Origin of the sequence: Streptomyces sp. NBC_00289 (assembly GCF_041435115.1) — a bacterium.
In the GTDB taxonomy this organism is placed as follows: Bacteria; Actinomycetota; Actinomycetes; order Streptomycetales; family Streptomycetaceae; genus Streptomyces.
Genome location: NZ_CP108048.1, coordinates 74,097 through 94,113 on the forward strand (window position 1 = coordinate 74,097; position 20,017 = coordinate 94,113).

Below are 20,017 nucleotides of genomic sequence, written 5' to 3' on the forward strand. Positions count from 1 at the left end.
GACCATGCCAGAGCGCAACATCGAGTTCGGGAAGTACGGGGCCCGCGGCATCAAAGGCCACGAGGCCGTCGCCCGCCAGCTGGACAACCTCGCCGGCTACATCGCCACCCCCATCACCGCCCGCCGCGGCCTCACCGCCCGCCTCAACTACCTGACCCGCACCACCCACGCCCGCACCGCCGCCGCGGCCGCCGGCTTCACCCCCAGCAAGGCGCAGCTCAAAGGCTGGCGCGACGGCACCATCACCCCGCGCCGCGCCACGCTGGAGAAGATCGAGCAGGCCTACCGCACGGTGCGGCGCGAGAACGTCGCCCGCTACCTGCTCGCCCGCCTCAACCGGGAAGGCCGCGGAACCCGGGTCGAGATTCACCCGCTCAACCAGTCCCAAGTAGACCGGCCCCACCAACGGGCGGTGGAATTCCGGCACATGAACGTCCGCCGCTGGGACCGGATCGTCGCCGCCTGGGCCACCGGCGACGACCAAGAACTCGATGAAGCGTGGGTCGACCAGGTCATCGACCTCGGCTCGCAATGGGGCCAGTACGAGTACGTCACGAACGTCGGCTTCGCCGCGTAAATGCGTTCCAAAAGAGATCAGAGGAAGGATAAGAACGGTGAAGGACCCATACGAAGTGGCCGGTCACAATCTTCGCGCGTTCGTGGCGGACTGGCTTGAGGGACTGGAGGACCCGTCAAACGTTCTTCTGGTGGAAGCCGCTCGAGAGTCAGACCCGATAGAAGCCTGCTCGTATGGTGCCGCTTACGTCATGTCGAATATTGCACCAAAGGTATGGGGAGAAAATGGCTCCGAAAAGGAACTCCTGCTATTTGCTGCCATCTCCGTATACCAAGACAGCAAGCCTTCCGGTTGGACAAACTGCGCGACTTTCGTCGAAGCCGCTTTCGGATATCTGCACACCATTAGCGAAGCCGAAGCCGCGCAGCAATTGCGGCAATGGGTAGAGCGTCGTGGAAGCGAGGAACACAGGCAGGGCCGACGGGAGATGTATGAGGCTCTAGGCCGCCCCCTTGACGCCGACCCGGCCCGTACGGCCGCGCAGGACCGAGAACTTGCCCAGGCAGATCACCGCGCTCTACGCGCCGCGGCAGTCCTTGACCCTGCAGGCAACGTAGCCCCATGGAACCGCTAAGAGGTCACGCAGATTGGTGGCGGTGCAGTTTGGCGGGTTCAGTTCTCCCAGCGCAGATACCAAGTCGGCTTGGTCACTGTGCGTGCTGAGAATCCGTCGCGGGTGGCTTCCGCCTCGGTCGTACTGACGTAACGCAGCCAGTCGAGTTGCCAGCCGAGTTCTTCCTGTACTGCCCTGTCCTGATCGTCGTTGCATGCGTGAGCTGCGCGGGCGATGCCGCCCGTCGCGAAGTTCGCGGCCGCTTCAGCGTCTTTGGGGTCGCCGAAGAAGGCGGCCTTGAGCGCGTGGCCGACGGCGGTGATCACCTCAAAGGGAATGTCGATGCTCTCATCTAGATCGTCGCAGTAGCTGGCTGCTTCTTGATCGAGGGCTTCTGCCAGACGAGCGGCGGTCTCGCCAGGTATGGTCTCGCCGGATGCCCGGCCCCATGCAGCTGTGATCGCTTCCCAAACGTTGCTGCGGTACGGCCGTGCGCAGTCCATGTACAGGTCGAAGACCCGCTCGGCTACCCCTGCGACGAAGGCCGCACGCTGTTCGGGGGACATCCCGAGGATGACGGCGAATTCCGACTCTGGCAGCATGCCGACTTCTTTCTACGGCGGTTGGCCGTCTTCTTCGGGTCACCCATCCTGTGCTGGCGGCTTCGGCCTCATGGTAGGCGCGCAGGGCGGGTACTCAAGGGCGACGGTGGGGGCGTTCGTCCCAGCGATGGGTGGCCCAGGCTCGACGGATCAGGCTACGGATGGTGATGATCGTGTCCGCGAGATCGAAGAAGGCGTTGACGACGGTAGCGCGGCGTTCGTAGCAGCGGGAAAGGCGGTAGAAGGCGTTCTGCCAGGCGTGCGTACGCTCGACATGCCACCGCCGGCTCGCCTGGATCGGCGCCTTCTCACCCTTGTGCGCGATGCGTCCGCGCAGGTCGCGGGCCGCCAGTTCAGCGCGGGTCTTGTCCGAGTCGTAGCCGGCGTCCAGGTGCACCATGATGTCGTTGGGCAGCGGCCCGAGGTCGTCCAGCAGGTCCAGGGTCGGCGAGAGCAGCGGCGAGTCGTGGCGGTTCGCTCCGGCCAGGACCCGGCCGAGCGGGATCCCGTAACCATCCGTCATGCCCGAGCGTTTCAAGCCCTGTTTGCCGCGATCGACCGGTGAGCGCCCGGCGACCTCGCCGCCGCCGGGGGCCTTGGTGATGGAGCCGTCGACGGCGATCTGGTCGAGCACGAGCCCGACGATCCGGTCGTAGGACTCCAGCGTGATCTGCTTGAGTCGGCCAAAGACGCCGAGCCGGATCCATTCGTCGCGGCGGTTGCGGATGGTGGTCGCCGAGCAGGTCGTGTCGGAGATCGCCTGGTAGGAGCAGCCGAACCGCAGGAGTTGCAGCAACTTGTCGAACACGATCCGGTCGCTGATACGGCGCCGGTGGCACCCCAGCGGGTGGGACGGATCGACCGTAGGGCGCTCGGGCAGCAGCGCCGCGAATTGTTCCCAGAGCGGGTCAGTCAGCCATGATGGAAGCACGGGCACAGGTCCCAGACCTCCGGTAGTGACCTGTGGATAACCTCGCTGACCTGCGTGCTTTCTGCGGTGCTGATTGTGTGAAAGTTGTTGAGATGGCTGGCGAATGGATAGGGTCTCCTGGTGACCGAGACCATCGTGCTGGAGCTTCCGGGGATGCCGGAACCCTCTGTGCTGCGCCGGGTTGAGGTCGATGGGAAGTGCCTGGTCAGCCGCGGTGTGTCGGTGTTGTTCGTGTATGACGCGGCGGATCGCGGGATGCGTAATCTCGCGGTGGTGGCCGTCACTGATGCGGGCGTCGCGGTTCAGGAAGCGGCCACCGCCTTCGGGTTGACCCCGCAGTACGTGTCGATGCTTCGCGGGCGGGCCCGCCGGGATGGCTCGGCCGGCCTGGTCAAGCCGATGGGGCGGCGCCCGAAGCTGTCTCCGCGTCAAGTGGAGCAGGCCCGGCGGTGGGCCGGTCAGGGATGGTCTCAGGAACAGATCGCGGCGCGGTTGGGCATCCACCGCTCCCAGATCAGCCTGCTGCTCGCCAGGCATGGCGCGATAGCGCCACAACCTGAACTCCAGCTGCCTGCCGAGGGAGCGGAGCAGCCCGGGCCGGCCGGGGACGCTGCTCCAGAGCTGGAGGGTGTGCGGGCTGGGCAGGTCCGCTCGCGGTATGCAGGGGCGATGCTGGGGCATGCGTTCCTGGCCCGCTCCGGAGTGCCGGATACCTTCGCCTCGTTGCGGACGACCTCGTCGCGCGAGGCTGATGACGCCGCGTTGTTGTGCGCGGTGACGTTGGCGTTCGGGCTGGGGATCTCCTCGCTCGAAGGGGCGAAACTGCTGGACCGGCGGGAGGCCGGCGCGCTGGCGGGCCTGGCCCGCCTCCCGGAGTTGCGCACGCTGCGCCCGCAGCTGGCGGCGATCGCCGATGCGTGCGATCCCCTGGCGGTGCAGCGGCAGCTGGCCGCGGCGATGCTGGCCGTGGACGCGCCCGCGCTGGGCGTGTACTACGTGGACGATCACTTCGTGCCCTATGCCGGGGCCCGCCCGGTGGGCCGGGGCTGGAACAACAAACGCAAGCAGGCCCAGAAGGGCCACGGTGACACGCTCGTCACCGACTACCGGGGCCGCGCGGTGGCGTTCCTCACCGGCGAGCCCTCGGGGCTGACCCGGACCCTGCCCGAGGCACTGGAACAACTGCGGGCCATCACCGGCCCCGCGGCGAAACTGATGCTCGGCTTCGACCGCGGCGGCGCCTACGCGAGCGTGTTCAACGTCTGCCGGTCCTTCGAGACCGACTGGATCACCTACCGGCGCGGCAAACTGAAGATCTCCCTCATCAAGCCCACCGCCCACCCCTACCCTTCCCCCGGAGCCGGAGCCGGAGCCGGAGCCGGAGCCGGAGCCGGAGCCGGAGCCGGAGCCGGAGCCGGAGCCGGAGCCGGAGCCGGAGCCGGAGCCGGAGCCGGAGCCGGAGCCGGAGCCGGAGCCGAAGCCGGAGCCGAAGCCGGATCGGGCGAGGTGGTGTATCTGGCGGATGAGCTGGTGGAGTTCGACGGCTACGGAGTGTGCCGGCAGCTTTCCCTGTTCGAGGACGGGGTGCTGCGACTGCAGGTGCTGACCAGTGACATGACCGCGGGCGCCGCGTCGCTGCTTGCCTGGCTGCGCTCGCGCTGGCGGATCGAGAACGCCATCAAGGACCTGGCCCGCCTGCACGGCATCGACTGGCTGTGCGACTACCGCATGACCGAAACCGATGACACCACACCGGTCGACAACCCCGCCCGCGCCGCCGCCCTGCAGACCGTCCGCGACCGGGAAAAGGACCTCGCCGCCGCCGAACGCCGCCTGGCCCGCCTCATCGAGTCCCCGCTCCGCCCCGTCGCGAAGATCAACCAGCAGATCCCCGCCGCCCGCACCGACGTGGACGAGGCCAAAAAGGCCCTGACCACCGCCAAGACCGAGCTGAAGCAGATCTCGGTCAAGATCCCCGCCAACCAGCTCCACCCCGGCCGGCAGCGTGCCCTGCCCGCGACCGGGCGGCGCACCCTCCAGATGGTGCTGCGGATGCTGGCCTACAACACCGAACTCTGGCTCGCCGACCGCCTCAACAACTACCTGCGCGACAACAACGAGTACCGGACCCTGACCCGCAGCCTCTTCCACCTCCACGGCACCCTCGACTACCAGCCGAAGAAGATCACCGTCACCCTCGACCCACCCGGCAGCCCCCGCCTGACCCACGCCCTGACCCTGCTGATCGACGAAATCAACCAGACCCCACCCCACCTCCCCGGCGACCCCCGCCCGATCACCTACCACCTCACCCCGACTCAACAGTGATCAAGAACCCGATTCCGGAGGTCTGGGTCCCCCCAGTAATCACAGAGCGTCGCAACTCCATGATCACCGGGACCTGTGCCCACCTTGTCGCTGGGGGCTCCCCACGACGTCTATCTGCGCGAGCTCTAAATCCAACAATGCGCGAGCATCCCGGACCGGCGCAGACAACGACACATCGCCAGCGGCACACTGAGAGAACCGCTCGAACTGGAGGAGGTGGAGTCGATGAGCGTTGCTACTGATCACACAGGCCCGTGGACCGTCGATGACGTCCTGGCGCTACCGGAAGATCGTACGACCCGCTATGAGCTGCTGGGAGAGTCCCTGGTGATGTCGCCCGCTCCCGGAGTCCGTCACCAGCGGGCGTCATTCCGGCTCCACGTCATCCTGGATGCCGCGGCCCGCGCGGCCGGCGCCCCGGTGGAAGTCCTGGAAGCCATCAACGTCGTCCTGCCGTCCGGCCTGGTCGTGCCCGACCTGGTGGTCACCGACGCGGGCGCCACCGCCGAGGACACCGTGAGCGTGGACGCCGACGCCGTCCAGCTCATAGTCGAACTCGTCTCCCCGGGCAACAAGACGATGGACCGCAAGTTCAAGCCCCTGCTCTACGCCGAGGCCGCGATCCCGCACTTCTGGCGCCTGGAGTTCGAGCCCGCTCCGCGCCTGATCGTCAGCGAGCTCCACGGCGGCCGGTACGTCGAAACGGTCACCGCCCTCGCCGGCACCACCACCCGCATCGACGCGCCGTTCCCGGTGGACATCGACCCGGCGGGCCTGGCCCGCCAGTAGCGAACAGGCCCGCCAATCCCCCTACCAGCATCCCTACCGCACCCCCTACCGGCACCCTCGCGGGCGTGCTCACGAGGTACGCAGGTCAGACCCCTTGACCAGGCCCCCCGACAACCCTTTTCCCTCTCCCTCCGTTCCTGCCTGCGCCCTTGTGATGGTTGGTGGTGGGTGGGGCGCAGACACAGAAGCACGGCGGGGCTCGGGAAAAGGGCCGGGCCCGGCCCTTTTGGCATCGCGCGTCGGGCGGCGGCCCTCCGCGCGCCGCCCGGAGGCCGGCACCCCGCCCAGGGTGCGGAGCAGTGAGGCGACAACCGTCAGGGCGACGCGTCCCCGGTCGACGTCTGCTCGCTCACGTACGCCGCGAGAGCCTCGGCGAGGTCTTGGGAGGAGATACGCCCGAGACCGGCGGCCTGCCGAATGCTCACGATGAGTGATGGATGAGCGGTGGGTGGCGTTCGACGTGTCGAGGAAGGTCTGGGCTCGCATCGCGCTTGCGATGCCCCCGTGCGCGTCGATGCGCCGGCATCTTTGAAGATGCCGGCGCATCGGGGATGAGGCGGGGCCTGGGGGCGGCAGGCTCTGGTCCGCCGGGCGGTGTGGTTGTCAGGTACCGGCCCGTTTTCTCATCTGGTGGGCCCGGCGGGGCGGGGAAAGCTCCCCAGCTCCCATCCCGCGTCCCGTCGGCCGTTTCTGTCGCGTCGCTCGCTGTGTGGCTGGAGATCCGCGAAGTGATGCCTGTGATCAGTAGCGGGTGTTGGCCACCCAGAAGTCAATGTTCACCGCGTCCTTGCTGCCCTCGTTCGACGGGTTGGTCTTGAACTTCAGATGGGTGTTTCCGGGGCGGACGTAGAAGGTCTTCGAGGCCAGACTGTCCACGTCAGGGTTGTAGCAGTAGTTGCCTTCGTGCAGTTCGAAGTAGACGGTCACCCTGACGTCACCGGCAGTGCCGGGAACCTGCTCGATCTCTGTGTTGACGACGCCGTCGACCTCGTTGCCAGCACAGACCGACCTGATGCCCTCGTTATCGTAGACGCTCGTCTGGCCAGGGCCGATGAGGAAGGTCTTCTGCGCGGCCCAGCCGGAGGCGTACTCGAAGCTCGATCCGAAGATGGTGCTGTCGTCGTCGACCGCAGAGAACCAGACGTTGTTCAGCGTCACCCGGTTGCTCTGCAGGGTCGCCGCGGAGGCGGACGAGGCGGGCAGCGCGACGAGCGTGGCCGCTGCGGCACCGGTGCCTACCAGGGCGAGTGCCTTGCGAAGAAATGACATGCTGGTCCTCTTTTTCCGGGACCCCATGAGCTGGGGAGTGGGTCCACCAGCCGTGCTGGCTGGTTACATCAATGAGGACGCGCCCCGGTACTACAGCCGGTGTTGTTACGGTGGGTGGTCTCGTTGGCGGTAGTGGCTGATGCGGGCTTGTGTCTGGTGGCGGCGTCGCCAGCGGTTCCAGTGCAGGGCGAGCCAGGTCCTGGCGGCGCGGGCGGGGGCCAGGACGATCCGGTCGTACATGCGGCGGATCTCGTTCAGGGACAGCGGAACGGCGGCCTCCTCGTGCTCGTCGGCTGGATCGGTGCGCTCAGGGGGTGGTTCGGTGGGGGCGTATGCGTCGGCTCCGCACGTCGGCGAGGAAGGCCAGGGCGAGCATGCACACGGTGGTCTGCCGGTACCAGGAGATCCACTTGCGCACTTCGTGCTGGTCGAAGCCGGCCTCGTTCTTCGCGGCCTGGAAGGTCTCCTCGACCATCCATCGCTGACCAGCGGCGATCACCAGCTCGGCCGGAGTGGTGCCGGGGGCGTGGTGACACAGGAAGTAGGCCGCCTCGCAGACGAGTTCACCGTTGTTGTTCTTTTTGTTCGGCACGGTGGAGCGGCGGATCAGCAGGGTCCGTGCCAGGCCGTGTGGGGTGTCGGCCAGGTGGACGGCTGCGAAGTCGTAGGCGCGCGGGCCTTTGGCGCCGTCCGCGCACGAGCGGCGCTCCAGCACCGTTTCGGGCACCCTCGCCCACAGCTGCCGGGCTTCTTGGGCACGGCCGTCGGCGAGCGGCAGGACCTCGTTCTTCGGGATCGCCATCACGTAGCGGACCTGGTGGTCTTCCAGCCAGGCACGCAGGGACCGCGATCCGCCGTAGAGCTCGTCGGCCAGGAAGTAGGTGAAGGGCACCCCCGCGGCGAGGGCGCGCTCGACCATGCGCCGGGCCAGCTCCGGCTTGGTGACCACGGTGCGGGCCCGTTCCTCGGGCACCCCGGCCTCCTCGCAGCGCCGGCGGTGTTCCTCGCCATGGCCCGCCCAGTGCTGCCCGGCATACAATTCCCGGTCGATGATCGCCCGCCCGCGCGAGGATCCGTAGGAGAGGTGCACGCTGACCTGGGCGTTCTCGACCTGTCCAGTGACACCCGTGTACTGGCGGGCCACGCCGGCACTCTTGGTGCCCTTCTTGATGTCACCGGTCTCGTCCGCGATCAGCACGGCATCCTGGTCCCGCAGCGAGTCCACCACGAACTCCCGCACCCGGTCCCGCAGTTCATCCGCGTCCCAGGACGCACGGGCCAGGAAGTCCTGCAGCCGGTCCGGCGAGGCATGCCCGGCCGCCTCCGCAACCTGCCACATGTTCTTGCGCGGCACATCCGACAACAGCCCACGCACCACCGCCCGCAGATTCTCCCGCGAAGCCGGCCGACAGAACACATCGTCCACCGACGCACACAACGCCTCCAGATCCGCGTCCCAGCACCGGACCTCGTCCGCGGTCAACTCATCACGCCGGACCAGACCCGGCGGCAGCATCAGCCCCATACACCACCAACGAGACCGATCACCATCACGTCACGTGAACGACCGGCTGTAGTACCGGACGGCCACGCGTCCAAGTAATCGCTGCTCAACCCGGATGGGCATCGGGTGGGCTCTTGGCAGGCAAGATCACGATCTTGATGGAAGTACTTCGCTCCAGTCGGCATGGATTGCCGAACGCCCACCGTTGGGAGGCTCAGCGCTGTGGTTCGGGTTTGTGCAGGTCGAGTCGGGGGTCGAAGGGTCCGGGCGGGATGTGGAGATTGTCGGTGGAAATCGTCGACTTCGCCATAAAAAATGTCGAAACGCGGCATTCCGCCTACCTGTGGCCGCTATGGGGAGCCGCGTACCTGGAGCCTTTTTCACTTGTACGGCCTGCGGGTGAGCGTCGGTGAAGTGTTGACGGTGGCGTGCCGAACGGGGCATCCCGTTGGTTTGGAGAGTCGCCAGACATAACCTTCACCTGCGGAGATGCCCCGTGTTCTCCTATCCTGCCGGATGCGATGTCGATCCGGAGCTCCTGGAGCTGGTCACGATGGTGATCGCGTCCTGTGAAGCCGGCCGGCGCTGCAGACTGCGTCCGTACGACCGGGCCCGGTGCACCCTGGTCTACCTGCGCAAGCACGACACCCTCGAACAGATCGCCGCAGGCTTCGGCATCAGCACGGCCACCGCCTGGCGCTACGTGAACCACACGATCGGGCAACTTGCGGAGCACGCGCCGTCGTTGACCGAGGCGCTCACCAGTCATCACACGGACGGCTACGTGCTGCTGGATGGCACCGTCGCGGAGACCGACCGGGTCCAGGCGCCGGGGCACTTCTCCGGCAAGGTCCGCCGCGAGGGCGTGAATCTGCAGGTCATTGCGGCAGAAGAGGGCAAACTGCTGTGGATGTCACCCGCCCTTCCGGGCGGCACCCACGATGTGACGGCCGCCCGCGAGCACGCCATCGTCGACACCTGCGCGCGACTGGACCTCGAGATCCTCGCGGACAAAGGGTACGTCGGGACCGGCGGCACTGTGATCACCCCGATCAAACGACGGCCCGGAACCGAACTGCCCGACAAGCACAAGACGTCGAACAAGGTCCACGCCGCACTGCGTGCTCCCGTCGAGCGAACCATCTCCCGGATCAAGCAGTGGCGGATCTTCCGGCATGCCCGCGTCAGTCCGAACAGACTCACGTCAGTAGCTGCCGCGATCCTCACCCTCATGATCTACACGTGAAAAAGGCTCCTGGTTGAGGGCGGGTGCAGCGACGACGGCTTCATAGACTTTCGCGACGGGCTCATCCTCCTCGGACGTGACACATTCAGACACGGGAATATCGGCCGGGGAAGCCGCATGGCGGGTCAGCCGAACAGGTCCCGCACCCGGATCGTGTGGATCCTTCGCCAGGTCAACCGGCGCGGAGGCAGCCGGTCACCCGAGGCTGCCGGCAGTCCGTCTGTGGGCGGCGGCGTCCAGCTCGCCCGCGCCGCAGCCCAGAAATCCCGCCACGCGTCCGACTCGGTTGGCCCGCGCCCGACCACATCCGACCCGGGGCACGAGATCACATATCCGTCCGGTGTCAGCTCCACCGACATCAGCCGCCGCGGCATGCCGCACCACCCTGTCAGTCCCCGCGCGGGGAGACCCGGTGGGCCTCACCGGTCTCGACACAGCAGCCCGGGCCGGGGAAGATCTCTGTCTGGCGGCCGTCTTCATACTGCACCCGGTACGGCGGCTGCCCGTCTGAGCCCAGCACGACGGTCACCACCGCCCGCTGCTCGGCCATCCCGACCCTGCGGCCGGCGAACCGCAGCACCTCACCCACCTGAGCCCGCATCACAGGCCCCCTTGTCTGTTGCCCGGCCGGGGCCGGAAAACCAGTCCAGCATGGGCAGTGTCCCGCCCCCGCGACCATGTCGCACCCCCAGACGCGCGAAGCCCCCGAGCCCGACCAGAGCGCGGAGCGCCGCACAGTTCGGCAACAGGCCTGGTCCAGGGGCGTGGACCGGCACCCGTCGACCCGGTTATGCCAGCCCGGGGCTGTGGCCCGGCGCCGTCAGACACGAAGACGGCCTCGGGGTCTTTGTCCCGGGGCCGCCGCGTCACCCGGCCGGTGCGCCGGGTGATAGCGCGGCCCGACCCGCCACCGGGCAGAGACAGATCGAGACCGCCAACACGTTGCACGCGTCGTGTCGCCTGCTCAACGCGCCCGGCCTCGTCAAGGACACGCGGGGTGTCAACACGACTCGTGCGGTCACATCACCCACGTCCGACACGACCGCACCAGCCCCAACGAGGCAACCCGATGACTTCCCGGCCCGACACCGAGCGGCTGCGTGAGGTGTTCGCCGACGCCGCCTACGACATCACACCGTCTCCCGTCCCGCTGGCCGCCATCGAGAAGGCCAGCCACGCACGACGCCGCCGTCGGGCCGCAGGACTGGCGGTCGGCTGTGGCCTGCTGCTGGCGCCCCTGGCGATCACCGCCCCTCACATCGCCGCGCCGGTACAGACCCACACCGCAGCGCGTCCGGCAACCACGATCCCGTCGGCTTCGGCGGTGCGGGTGGTGGCGCCGGGTGAGCGGGTGCAGGCCGCCCCGGGGGTGAAGCTGTGGCTGACCAAGGACGGCAAGCACTGGTCCACCCCGGATATGCCGGAGGGCCAGTTCCGTAGCGCGGTCGACGGCAACATGGGTGGCCAGGGTGCCAGCATGCAGCAGGAACCCGTGGGCAAGAACTACTTCCTGTCCGGGCTCTACCTGGGCAAGGGCGACGCGGCCCGGGTCAAGGTCGTCACCCAGGACGGCACCATCGCCGGCACCGTGGTGAAGCTCGCCGGCAAGCCCGGCTGGGGCGCCTGGTACGCCACCAGCAAGCTCCCTAAGCTTCCGCATCTGAGCGTGTCAGACAAGAAGCAGGTACACAGCTTCGTCCGCAGCGTCACCGTCTACGACACCGCGGGTCACATCGTCGCCCAGACCATCCTTCCCAAGTACATGTGACGTTCCCCTGTTCTTGAACGGCGGGTTTCTACGCTGCGTGAGTAGGCGGTATCCCCCCGCCCGTAACCACGGCGTACTACCGAAAAGTGAGCTCTGCGGGGATAAGGTGCCTCCACCCCCTTGGGTCACCGAGCCGCGCACGACTCGGCGGCCCGAGGGACCTCAAGCAGCGGAACAAGAGGAGAAGCTGGTGCGGGCGGCGGGAGTGCAGGTGGCAGGCGGTGTGCGGGTACGGCTGATGGAACCGGCTGATCAGCCTTTGGTGCTCGCGCTGATCGCAGGCGACCGGCTGCCCGGCCGCCCCGCGCCCGACCCGCGCCTGGTCACCGGGCCGGGACGGGACGGCCTGGCAGAAACGGTCACCTTGGTCCTGACCGGAGCCGACGGCGCGATCGGCGGCGTGGTGCACAGCACGGTGCGCACGTACGACGGTGCCGGACTGATCGGCTGGCTGCACGCGCGCGAGGACTTCGACACGCTGGCCGCATTGATCGCCGCGGCGCGGGCCCGCCTCGGCCCGGTGCGCACCCTGTACGCCGGCACCGGCCCCACCCAACCGCCCGATACGGTCGCCTTCGCCCTGCCGGGCATCGCCGAGCGCCGCCGCCCGGCCACCACCCGCGCCCTGCGCGCGGCCGGGTTCACCCCCGCCAGCAGCCACCTCTACTTCCACCACCCGCTGGCCCCCGCCCCGCCCCGGCCGGTCTTCCCCCTCGCCGAGCTGCGCCCGCTGACCAATCCGTCCGGCGTGCAGCTGACGCTGACCGAGACCGACGGCAGCGCGCTGGCCACCGCCATCCTGCACACCAGCAACGACCACTGGCTGCTGTGGCACCTGGCCGTCCGCGCCGACCGCCGCCGCCGGGGCATCGGCTCCCACCTGCTGGCCCTGTGCCTGCACACCGCCCACACCCGCGGCGCCACCAGCCTCATCGCCCACACCGACGAAGACGACCAGGCCGCCGCCCACCTCCTGACCCGCGGCGGCTTCACCGCCCTCGACACCCTGACCATCCACCACCGCCGCCCCTAGCCAGCGCGGCTCCCGGTCCGGGCCAGAGCGGGCCGGTCGCCTGGCCGAGCGACACAGACACGGGACACCGGCAGTGCGCCAGCACCGTGGCTCCACGCTGCACTACGGTGCCAGCATCCCCTCCCCTCCCCGCCAAAGCTCCACCCTGTGCGCCGGGCTGCGCTTTCGGCGGGGCCTCGCCGTCGTTCCCGGCCGCGGTCAGCACGCGGGCGAGCCCGGCTCCGTAGGCGCCGGTGCCCTCAACTCCCACCGCGACGAGCTCACCACATGAGAGCGCATCCAGTCCAGAAGGTCTCGGTAACCGCGGATGGAGGCGGGGAACTCCCGGTCGGCCAGGTGCCGGCCGATGGAGTCGATCACCGCCCCGTGGTGCGTCAGACCATGGGTCGACTCCGCCGGTGATCTCCGGGCCGTCGTGCGTCATGCTGGTCATGTCCGTCCTTGTGAGTCCGTTCCGAGGGCGGCACGCGCCGGCCGGGCGGGTGGACAAGACAGTGACGGGGCTTCTCGACCAAGCTATGAAGTCACAAGCGCCCGTCCGCCGCGTGCATGGAGGCCCCGCCGACGCGCCGACAATCCCAAACAGGACAGTCCAAGACGTCAGTCAGGTGGCGAGTCAGACGCATCAGCAGAACCACCACTCACATCCTCACTGTCAGGTGGGGTTCAGCGGGGTGATGCCGGTGCCCGCATACAGCTCGGGGTCCAGTGACAGGACCGTGATCGGATCCCCCGCCTTCACTGCCTGCCAGGCGATGGCAGCCGCGTGAGCCACCGGCCAATCCGTATCTCTCCAGTCCATCGCATCCACCGCATGAGCGGCGGTGAACGGGACGCTCTCCGCGAACCGCAGCGATGCCGCGTGCCTGCCCGCGCCGGCGTCCTGCCGCTCAGCAGCAACGATGGAAAGCGACGGGATGAGAACGCGGCCGGCGCCGCGCGAGGCTTCGACGTAGAGGCCGGTGAAGAAGGGATCGCGCGATACAGAGCGGTCAGAACGGTATGGTCCAGGACGGCCGTCAGGTTCACGCGGCGGCGCCGCTCTGATGGGAGCGGATCTTCGCCCAGGCGTCCTGGCCGACCTGCTGGACCTGCTTGCTGTACTCGATGCCAAGCTCACGGGCCGCCTCGACGGCGCGCTACTCACGCTCAGATTACATACCCCGATTCTACCGCCGGTAGAACTCCGGAAGAAGCGTTCGAACGCCTCCGAGCCCTGCTTGCTGCCAGGGCCTGTGCGGGCGTCGGTGTAGGGGCGTTCGGTCCTCCTGAGACGCACTGAAGGAGAGCTGCAGCGCCACACGGCGCGCGTCGTCGCCTCGCCTTTTCCCTTCCGGGGTACAGCGTGGCACTGGCCCCGCTAGGTTCATGATCAGTCCGCGCCGACACGGGTGCGCGGGCCAGGACCGGTTTCCCGCGCTCTGGGTACAGCCGGACCGCATCCGGGCCTCGGCATCCGAAAGGATGCCGAGGCCCGCACGCCCTCCCCGCCGGTGACGCCTACCGGATCCGGCGAAACGATGTGACCTACTTGTCGGAGTTCCGGCGTCAGGGAAGTGAGGAGGCGGCGTTGCACTCGCGGCAGGTGACGGCGCGCGGCTGCTTGAGGGCGTCGAGGGTCTGGTCGAGGTCGAGGGGTATCCCGCCGGGCTGGCATCCGATGACGTGGATCAGGGTCGCCCCGGGGTGGCCGGGCCGGTGGGGCAGCTGCTGCACCGTCCACGCCTGCCGGCCGGCAGCGAAGGCAGCGGGCGTGCCGGCCGGTCGGGTCGGCACCCTGCTGTAGTCGCCGCTTTCCAGGGGACGCACATGGTCGGCTCCCAGCCACACGCGGTGCTCGACCGGCTCCGGACGGCCTCCGTTCCCTGTCCCCCAGACGGTGATCCCGACCCGGTACTCCCAGCCTGCAGAGGTCTGACGACGTTCATACAGGGAGGCCCGCAGTTCCTGACCGTCGGGCATGACCGCGATCACCCGCGCACCGGCTCCCGTCATCCGCGCTCCCTCTCTCATCACATGGTTCTCGAAGATGCGGCCCTGCGGTGCTGCTGCATTCTCGCCGGCTGCGACACGGCACGCGATCTCAGGGCTGCGGGGCTGATCAGGACGAACTCGTCTCCCCGGGCAACAAGACGATGGACCGCAAGTTCAAGCCCCTGCTCTACGCCGAGGCCGCGATCCCGCACTTCTGGCGCCTGGAGTTCGAGCCCGCTCCGCGCCTGATCGTCAGCGAGCTCCACGGCGGCCGGTACGTCGAAACGGTCACCGCCCTCGCCGGCACCACCACCCGCATCGACGCGCCGTTCCTGGTGGACATCGACCCGGCGGGCCTGGCCCGCCAGTAGCGAACAGGCCCGCCAATCCCCCTACCAGCATCCCTACCGTACCCCCTACCAGGTCCCCTACCGGCACCCTCGCGGGCGTGCTCACGAGGTACGCAGGTCAGACCCCTTGACCAGGCCCCCCCGACAACCCTTTTCCCTCTCCCTCCGTTCCTGCCTGCGCCCTTGTGATGGTTGGTGGTGGGTGGGGCGCAGACACAGAAGCACGGCGGGGCTCGGGAAAAGGGCCGGGCCCGCCTGGTGGCCATCGCGCGTCGGGCGGCGGCCCTCCGCGCTCGCGCCGCCCGGAGGCCGGCACCCCGCCCAGGGTGCGGAGCAGTGAGGCGACAACCGTCAGGGCGACACGTCCCCGTCGACGTCTGCTCGCTCGCGCACGCCGCGAGAGCCTCGGTGACGGCTCCTGCCAACTGCGCGCCACGCCCCCGTGCTCACGCGCCAGTTCAGCAGCCAGGCCACGCCGGGGCCCTCCCGCCAGGCGAGAGCGCGGTCAGATTTTCGTTCCCCCTGCGGCCCCCTGGGCAGGCGTCGGCCCGTACGGATCGATACCAGGGAGTTGTGCATGGCGGACACCGACGACGGTGGCGTCGAGGAGATCGAGCAGGCCGAGGAGCTCGTGGCCCGTGTCGTGGCGATCGATATCGCCAAGGCGTCAGGCATGGTCTGTGTGCGGGTGCCGCACGAGGACAAGCCCGGCAAGCGCGTGCAGCGGGTCTCCAACACCGTCGCGACCAGAGGCGCGATTCTGGACCTGGCCGACCACCTGATCTGCCAGGGCGTCACCCGGGTGGTGATGGAGGCGACGTCGACCTACTGGAAGCCGTACTTCTTTCTCCTGGAATCGCGTGGCCTGGAGTGCTGGCTGGTCAACGCCCGTGACGTCAAGAACGTCCCGGGCCGGCCCAAAACCGACCGCCTGGACGCGGTCTGGCTGGCCAATCTCACCGAACGCGGCATGCTCCGGCCCTCGTTCGTACCCCCGAAGCCGGTCCGTGAACTGCGCGATCTGACCCGGGCCCGGGCCGTCATGACCCAGGCTCTTGCAAGGTCTGTTTTATCCGACGTTCGCCCTGGTCAGCGGGGGATGTCGGGGAGGTCGAGGGGCTTAGAGCTCGCGCAGATAGACGTCGTGGGGAGCCCCCAGCGACAAGGTGGGCACAGGTCCCGGTGATCATGGAGTTGCGACGCTCTGTGATTACTGGGGGGACCTGTGCCCGTGCTTCCATCATGGCTGACTGACCCGCTCTGGGAACAATTCGCGGCGCTGCTGCCCGAGCGCCCTACGGTCGATCCGTCCCACCCGCTGGGGTGCCACCGGCGCCGTATCAGCGACCGGATCGTGTTCGACAAGTTGCTGCAACTCCTGCGGTTCGGCTGCTCCTACCAGGCGATCTCCGACACGACCTGCTCGGCGACCACCATCCGCAACCGCCGCGACGAATGGATCCGGCTCGGCGTCTTTGGCCGACTCAAGCAGATCACGCTGGAGTCCTACGACCGGATCGTCGGGCTCGTGCTCGACCAGATCGCCGTCGACGGCTCCATCACCAAGGCCCCCGGCGGCGGCGAGGTCGCCGGGCGCTCACCGGTCGATCGCGGCAAACAGGGCTTGAAACGCTCGGGCATGACGGATGGTTACGGGATCCCGCTCGGCCGGGTCCTGGCCGGAGCGAACCGCCACGACTCGCCGCTGCTCTCGCCGACCCTGGACCTGCTGGACGACCTCGGGCCGCTGCCCAACGACATCATGGTGCACCTGGACGCCGGCTACGACTCGGACAAGACCCGCGCTGAACTGGCGGCCCGCGACCTGCGCGGACGCATCGCGCACAAGGGTGAGAAGGCGCCGATCCAGGCGAGCCGGCGGTGGCATGTCGAGCGTACGCACGCCTGGCAGAACGCCTTCTACCGCCTTTCCCGCTGCTACGAACGCCGCGCTACCGTCGTCAACGCCTTCTTCGATCTCGCGGACACGATCATCACCATCCGTAGCCTGATCCGTCGAGCCTGGGCCACCCATCGCTGGGACGAACGCCCCCACCGTCGCCCTTGAGTACCCGCCCTGCGCGCCTACCATGAGGCCGAAGCCGCCAGCACAGGATGGGTGACCCGAAGAAGACGGCCAACCGCCGTAGAAAGAAGTCGGCATGCTGCCAGAGTCGGAATTCGCCGTCATCCTCGGGATGTCCCCCGAACAGCGTGCGGCCTTCGTCGCAGGGGTAGCCGAGCGGGTCTTCGACCTGTACATGGACTGCGCACGGCCGTACCGCAGCAACGTTTGGGAAGCGATCACAGCTGCATGGGGCCGGGCATCCGGCGAGACCATACCTGGCGAGACCGCCGCTCGTCTGGCAGAAGCCCTCGATCAAGAAGCAGCCAGCTACTGCGACGATCTAGATGAGAGCATCGACATTCCCTTTGAGGTGATCACCGCCGTCGGCCACGCGCTCAAGGCCGCCTTCTTCGGCGACCCCAAAGACGCTGAAGCGGCCGCGAACTTCGCGACGGGCGGCATCGCCCGCGCAGCTCACGCATGCAACGACGATCAGGACAGGGCAGTACAGGAAGAACTCGGCTGGCAACTCGACTGGCTGCGTTACGTCAGTACGACCGAGGCGGAAGCCACCCGCGACGGATTCTCAGCACGCACAGTGACCAAGCCGACTTGGTATCTGCGCTGGGAGAACTGAACCCGCCAAACTGCACCGCCACCAATCTGCGTGACCTCTTAGACGAGGTCTTCGTGAAGATCAACGGCGAGCGGCAGTACCTGTGGCGGGCCGTTGACCAGCACGGGAACGTGCTCGACATCCTGGTCCAGTCCCGGCGGAACGCGAAGGCCGCCAAGCGGTTCCTGGCCAAGCTGATGAAGCAGCGGCGCGTGCCCAGGGTGCTGGTCACCGACAAGATGAAGAGCTACCCGGTCGCGCACCGCGAGCTCATGGCCTCGGTGGAGCACCGCTCGCACAAGGGACTGAACAACCGGGCCGAGAACAGCCACCAGCCCACTCGCCAGCGCGAACGCGCGATGAAGTACTTCCGCTCACCGGGCGCCGCCCAACGGTTCCTGTCCGCGTTCAGCGGCATCTCACCCCACTTCCGGCCCCGCCGCCACCTGATGACCGCCGCTCAGCACCGCCTCGAGATGACCGTCCGCTTCACCATCTGGGACCACATCACCGAGAGCATCGGCCTGCCCACCACGGCCTGACCCAACACTCGAAACCGGGCCGCACCACACCCTCACCACACCCCGACACACCGCCAGACGATCACACACCCGTTAACGTGACAACGCCGTCCAGCGCACCGCGTGCCGGTACACGACACGGGCGTGCGCATCAAAGATCTGCCCGAATGCGGCCGGGTCCCCGGCCCGTACCCGGGCGCGTAGTGATATGTCCACGCACAGTCCTGTCCGACCAGCCGCACGCATTGCAGTGATCCCTATCACAAAGGCGGGGACCGGGCGCCCTCAGCGGTCCCAGAGACCCCCTACCAATCTCAACCAGCTTGCGCGAGCGAATTCGGATCACACTTGAGTACGCACTGCTTCCCGGCCGACGCCCTGTCAAAAGCTGATCACGCAGAACGCCAGAGCAGTGTCAGGGACGGAACTCTTTGTGGACGATCACAAAGATCCATCTCACTGTCCGATTCCCGCCGTCAGCGGCAGGTCAGCGGCCTGCTCTGCTCCCAAGCGGACCGAGTTCGAGCCGGTTGCTCATATCCAGCTCGAACCGGCCGTAGATCTCCTTATCTGGACACCTTCGAGTGCAATCATTCAGCAGGGCTGCGCTGTGTGACGGTTTTGGGCGTGCGGTGACGGCCGGTGACCGGTGGTCAGCGGCTGTTGGGTGGGTGGGTGATCAAGCGGGTGCGGTGGCTGCTGGGGGGATGGACAATCCGCCCCTGCCCCGAAACCAACCCGCACCGGCAACAACCCGGACACCACCGGCACTTGACCAGCCCCACCCCTTCAGAGATGACAACGCCGCCGAACATGACCAGATCATCAAACGCGACGTCAAAGATCAGTATCTACAGCTGCCGTATTCCTGCTGCGCGGCACTGCGACACGCAGACGGTGGAGGGTGCTGGGGCTTCAGGCAGACAGCGACTAACTTACGGACATCTCGGACATCAGCCAAAGTAAGGGAACACCTTGCGCCGGTCCCTGATTCATACGGTGGGTGATCATGACTCTGGGATGGAATCGCAAGCGACCTGCGCCACGACCGGCACAGAGTCGAGGACGCCGCGCTGGCTGGACTGGCCTGCTCATGACGCTCCCGGCTGTCGCATTCCTAGGGCTATTCTTCTTCTACCCAGTATTTGAGATCCTGCTGAGAAGCTTTACCGAACCTAGAGTAGGTTTCGGGAACTATTCAAACTTCTTGGGTAACGAAATCTACCGGACGGTGCTGCGCCGCACAGTGACCGTGTCAGCTATTGTTACCCTACTGGTTCTGACAATGGGATACCCTTACGCATATCTCGCGATTGTGGCATCTCCAGGGTGGCGCCTTACCCTCCTAATTATCGTCACACTGCCGCTATGGATCAGTCTACTGGTGAGAAACTACGCTTGGCTCGTACTTCTGCAGGACGGCGGAGTGGTAACCAACGCCTTGACGGCAGTTGGCCTCGGGCATGTTCAGCTAATTGGAAGCAACGTAGGTGTTGCGATCGGCATGACGCAAGTCATGCTGCCTTTTGCTGTGCTCCCGCTGTTCTCTTCAATGCTGCGGATCGATCGCAAGCTTCTACTGGCTGCCGCGAGTCTCGGTGCTACTCCGCGAGTTGCGTTTGCCCGCGTGTATCTACCGTTGACGATTCCTGGGGTGGTAGCTGCTTCGACTCTAGTCTTTGTACTTTGCCTTGGATTTTATATCACTCCGGCCATGCTTGGATCACCGCAGAATTCGTTTCTGTCCCAACTGGTCTTCTTGCAAGTTTCTCAGCTACTGAACTGGGGAATAGGGGGTGCCATGGCAGGTGTCCTAGTCTGCGTAGCTGCTGTCATTCTCGGCAGTTGCACATGGGTCCTCAAGCGTTCGCGCATGGAGAAGGTATGA

Annotated in this window: 19 protein-coding genes and 1 pseudogene; 13 read left to right on the forward strand and 7 right to left on the reverse strand. The window is 67.2% G+C overall.

The window, feature by feature from the left end:
• Positions 1 to 4 precede the first annotated feature (4 nt).
• Together OG985_RS49835 and OG985_RS49840 are read left to right on the forward strand one after the other, a co-directional pair.
• Positions 5 to 577, forward strand: a complete 573-nt coding sequence (locus OG985_RS49835) for a transcriptional regulator (protein WP_331718630.1) — start codon at positions 5 to 7, stop codon at positions 575 to 577.
• Positions 578 to 614: 37 nt separating this feature from the next.
• Entirely contained in the window at positions 615 to 1,151 is a 537-nt protein-coding gene (locus OG985_RS49840) for a hypothetical protein (protein WP_331718631.1), read from the forward strand.
• A gap of 38 nt (positions 1,152 to 1,189) precedes the next feature.
• Here OG985_RS49840 and OG985_RS49845 read toward each other — a convergent pair whose 3' ends face one another.
• Complete coding sequence (locus OG985_RS49845) at positions 1,190 to 1,732, reverse strand: hypothetical protein (RefSeq protein ID WP_331718632.1); 543 nt, start codon at positions 1,730 to 1,732, stop codon at positions 1,190 to 1,192.
• A 94-nt stretch (positions 1,733 to 1,826) separates the two neighbouring features.
• Complete coding sequence (locus OG985_RS49850; protein WP_331718633.1) at positions 1,827 to 2,669, reverse strand: IS5 family transposase; 843 nt, start codon at positions 2,667 to 2,669, stop codon at positions 1,827 to 1,829.
• A 114-nt stretch (positions 2,670 to 2,783) separates the two neighbouring features.
• Here OG985_RS49850 and OG985_RS49855 point away from each other — a divergent pair, with 114 nt between their 5' ends.
• Both OG985_RS49855 and OG985_RS49860 read left to right on the forward strand, forming a co-directional pair.
• Complete coding sequence (locus OG985_RS49855) at positions 2,784 to 4,991, forward strand: putative transposase (protein WP_331718634.1); 2,208 nt, start codon at positions 2,784 to 2,786, stop codon at positions 4,989 to 4,991.
• A gap of 225 nt (positions 4,992 to 5,216) precedes the next feature.
• Positions 5,217 to 5,780: a Uma2 family endonuclease gene (locus tag OG985_RS49860; RefSeq protein ID WP_331718635.1), complete on the forward strand. Its 564-nt coding sequence runs from the start codon at positions 5,217 to 5,219 to the stop codon at positions 5,778 to 5,780.
• Between the two features lie 741 nt (positions 5,781 to 6,521).
• On the opposite strand, the gene OG985_RS49865 is transcribed toward OG985_RS49860, so the two are convergent.
• The 3 genes from OG985_RS49865 to OG985_RS49875 form a co-directional block, all read right to left on the reverse strand.
• Entirely contained in the window at positions 6,522 to 7,049 is a 528-nt protein-coding gene (locus OG985_RS49865; protein WP_331718636.1) for a hypothetical protein, read from the reverse strand.
• Between the two features lie 105 nt (positions 7,050 to 7,154).
• The gene (locus OG985_RS49870; protein ID WP_371674789.1) at positions 7,155 to 7,289 is read right to left on the reverse strand and encodes a hypothetical protein; all 135 of its coding nucleotides are present in this window, start codon (positions 7,287 to 7,289) and stop codon (positions 7,155 to 7,157) included.
• 67 nt (positions 7,290 to 7,356) lie between these two features.
• On the reverse strand, positions 7,357 to 8,565 hold the full coding sequence (locus OG985_RS49875) for an IS701 family transposase (RefSeq protein ID WP_371674790.1): 1,209 nt from the start codon (positions 8,563 to 8,565) through the stop codon (positions 7,357 to 7,359).
• A 484-nt stretch (positions 8,566 to 9,049) separates the two neighbouring features.
• Between OG985_RS49875 and OG985_RS49880 the strand changes: the two genes are divergently transcribed.
• A complete protein-coding gene (locus tag OG985_RS49880; RefSeq protein WP_331718638.1) occupies positions 9,050 to 9,799 on the forward strand; it encodes a transposase family protein in 750 nt (249 codons plus the stop codon).
• A 388-nt stretch (positions 9,800 to 10,187) separates the two neighbouring features.
• Here OG985_RS49880 and OG985_RS49885 read toward each other — a convergent pair whose 3' ends face one another.
• The gene (locus OG985_RS49885) at positions 10,188 to 10,400 is read right to left on the reverse strand and encodes a DUF1918 domain-containing protein (RefSeq protein ID WP_331718639.1); all 213 of its coding nucleotides are present in this window, start codon (positions 10,398 to 10,400) and stop codon (positions 10,188 to 10,190) included.
• 468 nt (positions 10,401 to 10,868) lie between these two features.
• Between OG985_RS49885 and OG985_RS49890 the strand changes: the two genes are divergently transcribed.
• Together OG985_RS49890 and OG985_RS49895 are read left to right on the forward strand one after the other, a co-directional pair.
• Positions 10,869 to 11,567, forward strand: coding sequence for a hypothetical protein (locus OG985_RS49890; RefSeq protein WP_331718640.1), 699 nt, complete (start codon positions 10,869 to 10,871; stop codon positions 11,565 to 11,567).
• 190 nt (positions 11,568 to 11,757) lie between these two features.
• Positions 11,758 to 12,600, forward strand: coding sequence for a GNAT family N-acetyltransferase (locus OG985_RS49895; RefSeq protein WP_371674791.1), 843 nt, complete (start codon positions 11,758 to 11,760; stop codon positions 12,598 to 12,600).
• 1,548 nt (positions 12,601 to 14,148) lie between these two features.
• Here OG985_RS49895 and OG985_RS49900 read toward each other — a convergent pair.
• The gene (locus tag OG985_RS49900) at positions 14,149 to 14,595 is read right to left on the reverse strand and encodes a DUF6233 domain-containing protein (RefSeq protein WP_331718644.1); all 447 of its coding nucleotides are present in this window, start codon (positions 14,593 to 14,595) and stop codon (positions 14,149 to 14,151) included.
• 47 nt (positions 14,596 to 14,642) lie between these two features.
• On the opposite strand from OG985_RS49900, the gene OG985_RS49905 reads away from it, so the two are divergent.
• The 6 genes and pseudogenes from OG985_RS49905 (at position 14,643) to OG985_RS49930 (ending at position 20,017) form a co-directional block, all read left to right on the forward strand.
• A complete protein-coding gene (locus OG985_RS49905) occupies positions 14,643 to 14,945 on the forward strand; it encodes a hypothetical protein (RefSeq protein ID WP_331718645.1) in 303 nt (100 codons plus the stop codon).
• A 556-nt stretch (positions 14,946 to 15,501) separates the two neighbouring features.
• On the forward strand, positions 15,502 to 16,110 hold the full coding sequence (locus tag OG985_RS49910; protein WP_331718646.1) for a transposase: 609 nt from the start codon (positions 15,502 to 15,504) through the stop codon (positions 16,108 to 16,110).
• Positions 16,111 to 16,149: 39 nt separating this feature from the next.
• Positions 16,150 to 16,992, forward strand: coding sequence for an IS5 family transposase (locus tag OG985_RS49915; protein ID WP_331718633.1), 843 nt, complete (start codon positions 16,150 to 16,152; stop codon positions 16,990 to 16,992).
• Between the two features lie 94 nt (positions 16,993 to 17,086).
• Positions 17,087 to 17,629, forward strand: coding sequence for a hypothetical protein (locus OG985_RS49920; RefSeq protein WP_331718632.1), 543 nt, complete (start codon positions 17,087 to 17,089; stop codon positions 17,627 to 17,629).
• Between the two features lie 38 nt (positions 17,630 to 17,667).
• Positions 17,668 to 18,150, forward strand: a pseudogene (locus OG985_RS49925) (IS6 family transposase); the annotation flags it as partial.
• Between the two features lie 988 nt (positions 18,151 to 19,138).
• Positions 19,139 to 20,017, forward strand: a complete 879-nt coding sequence (locus OG985_RS49930; protein WP_371674792.1) for an ABC transporter permease — start codon at positions 19,139 to 19,141, stop codon at positions 20,015 to 20,017.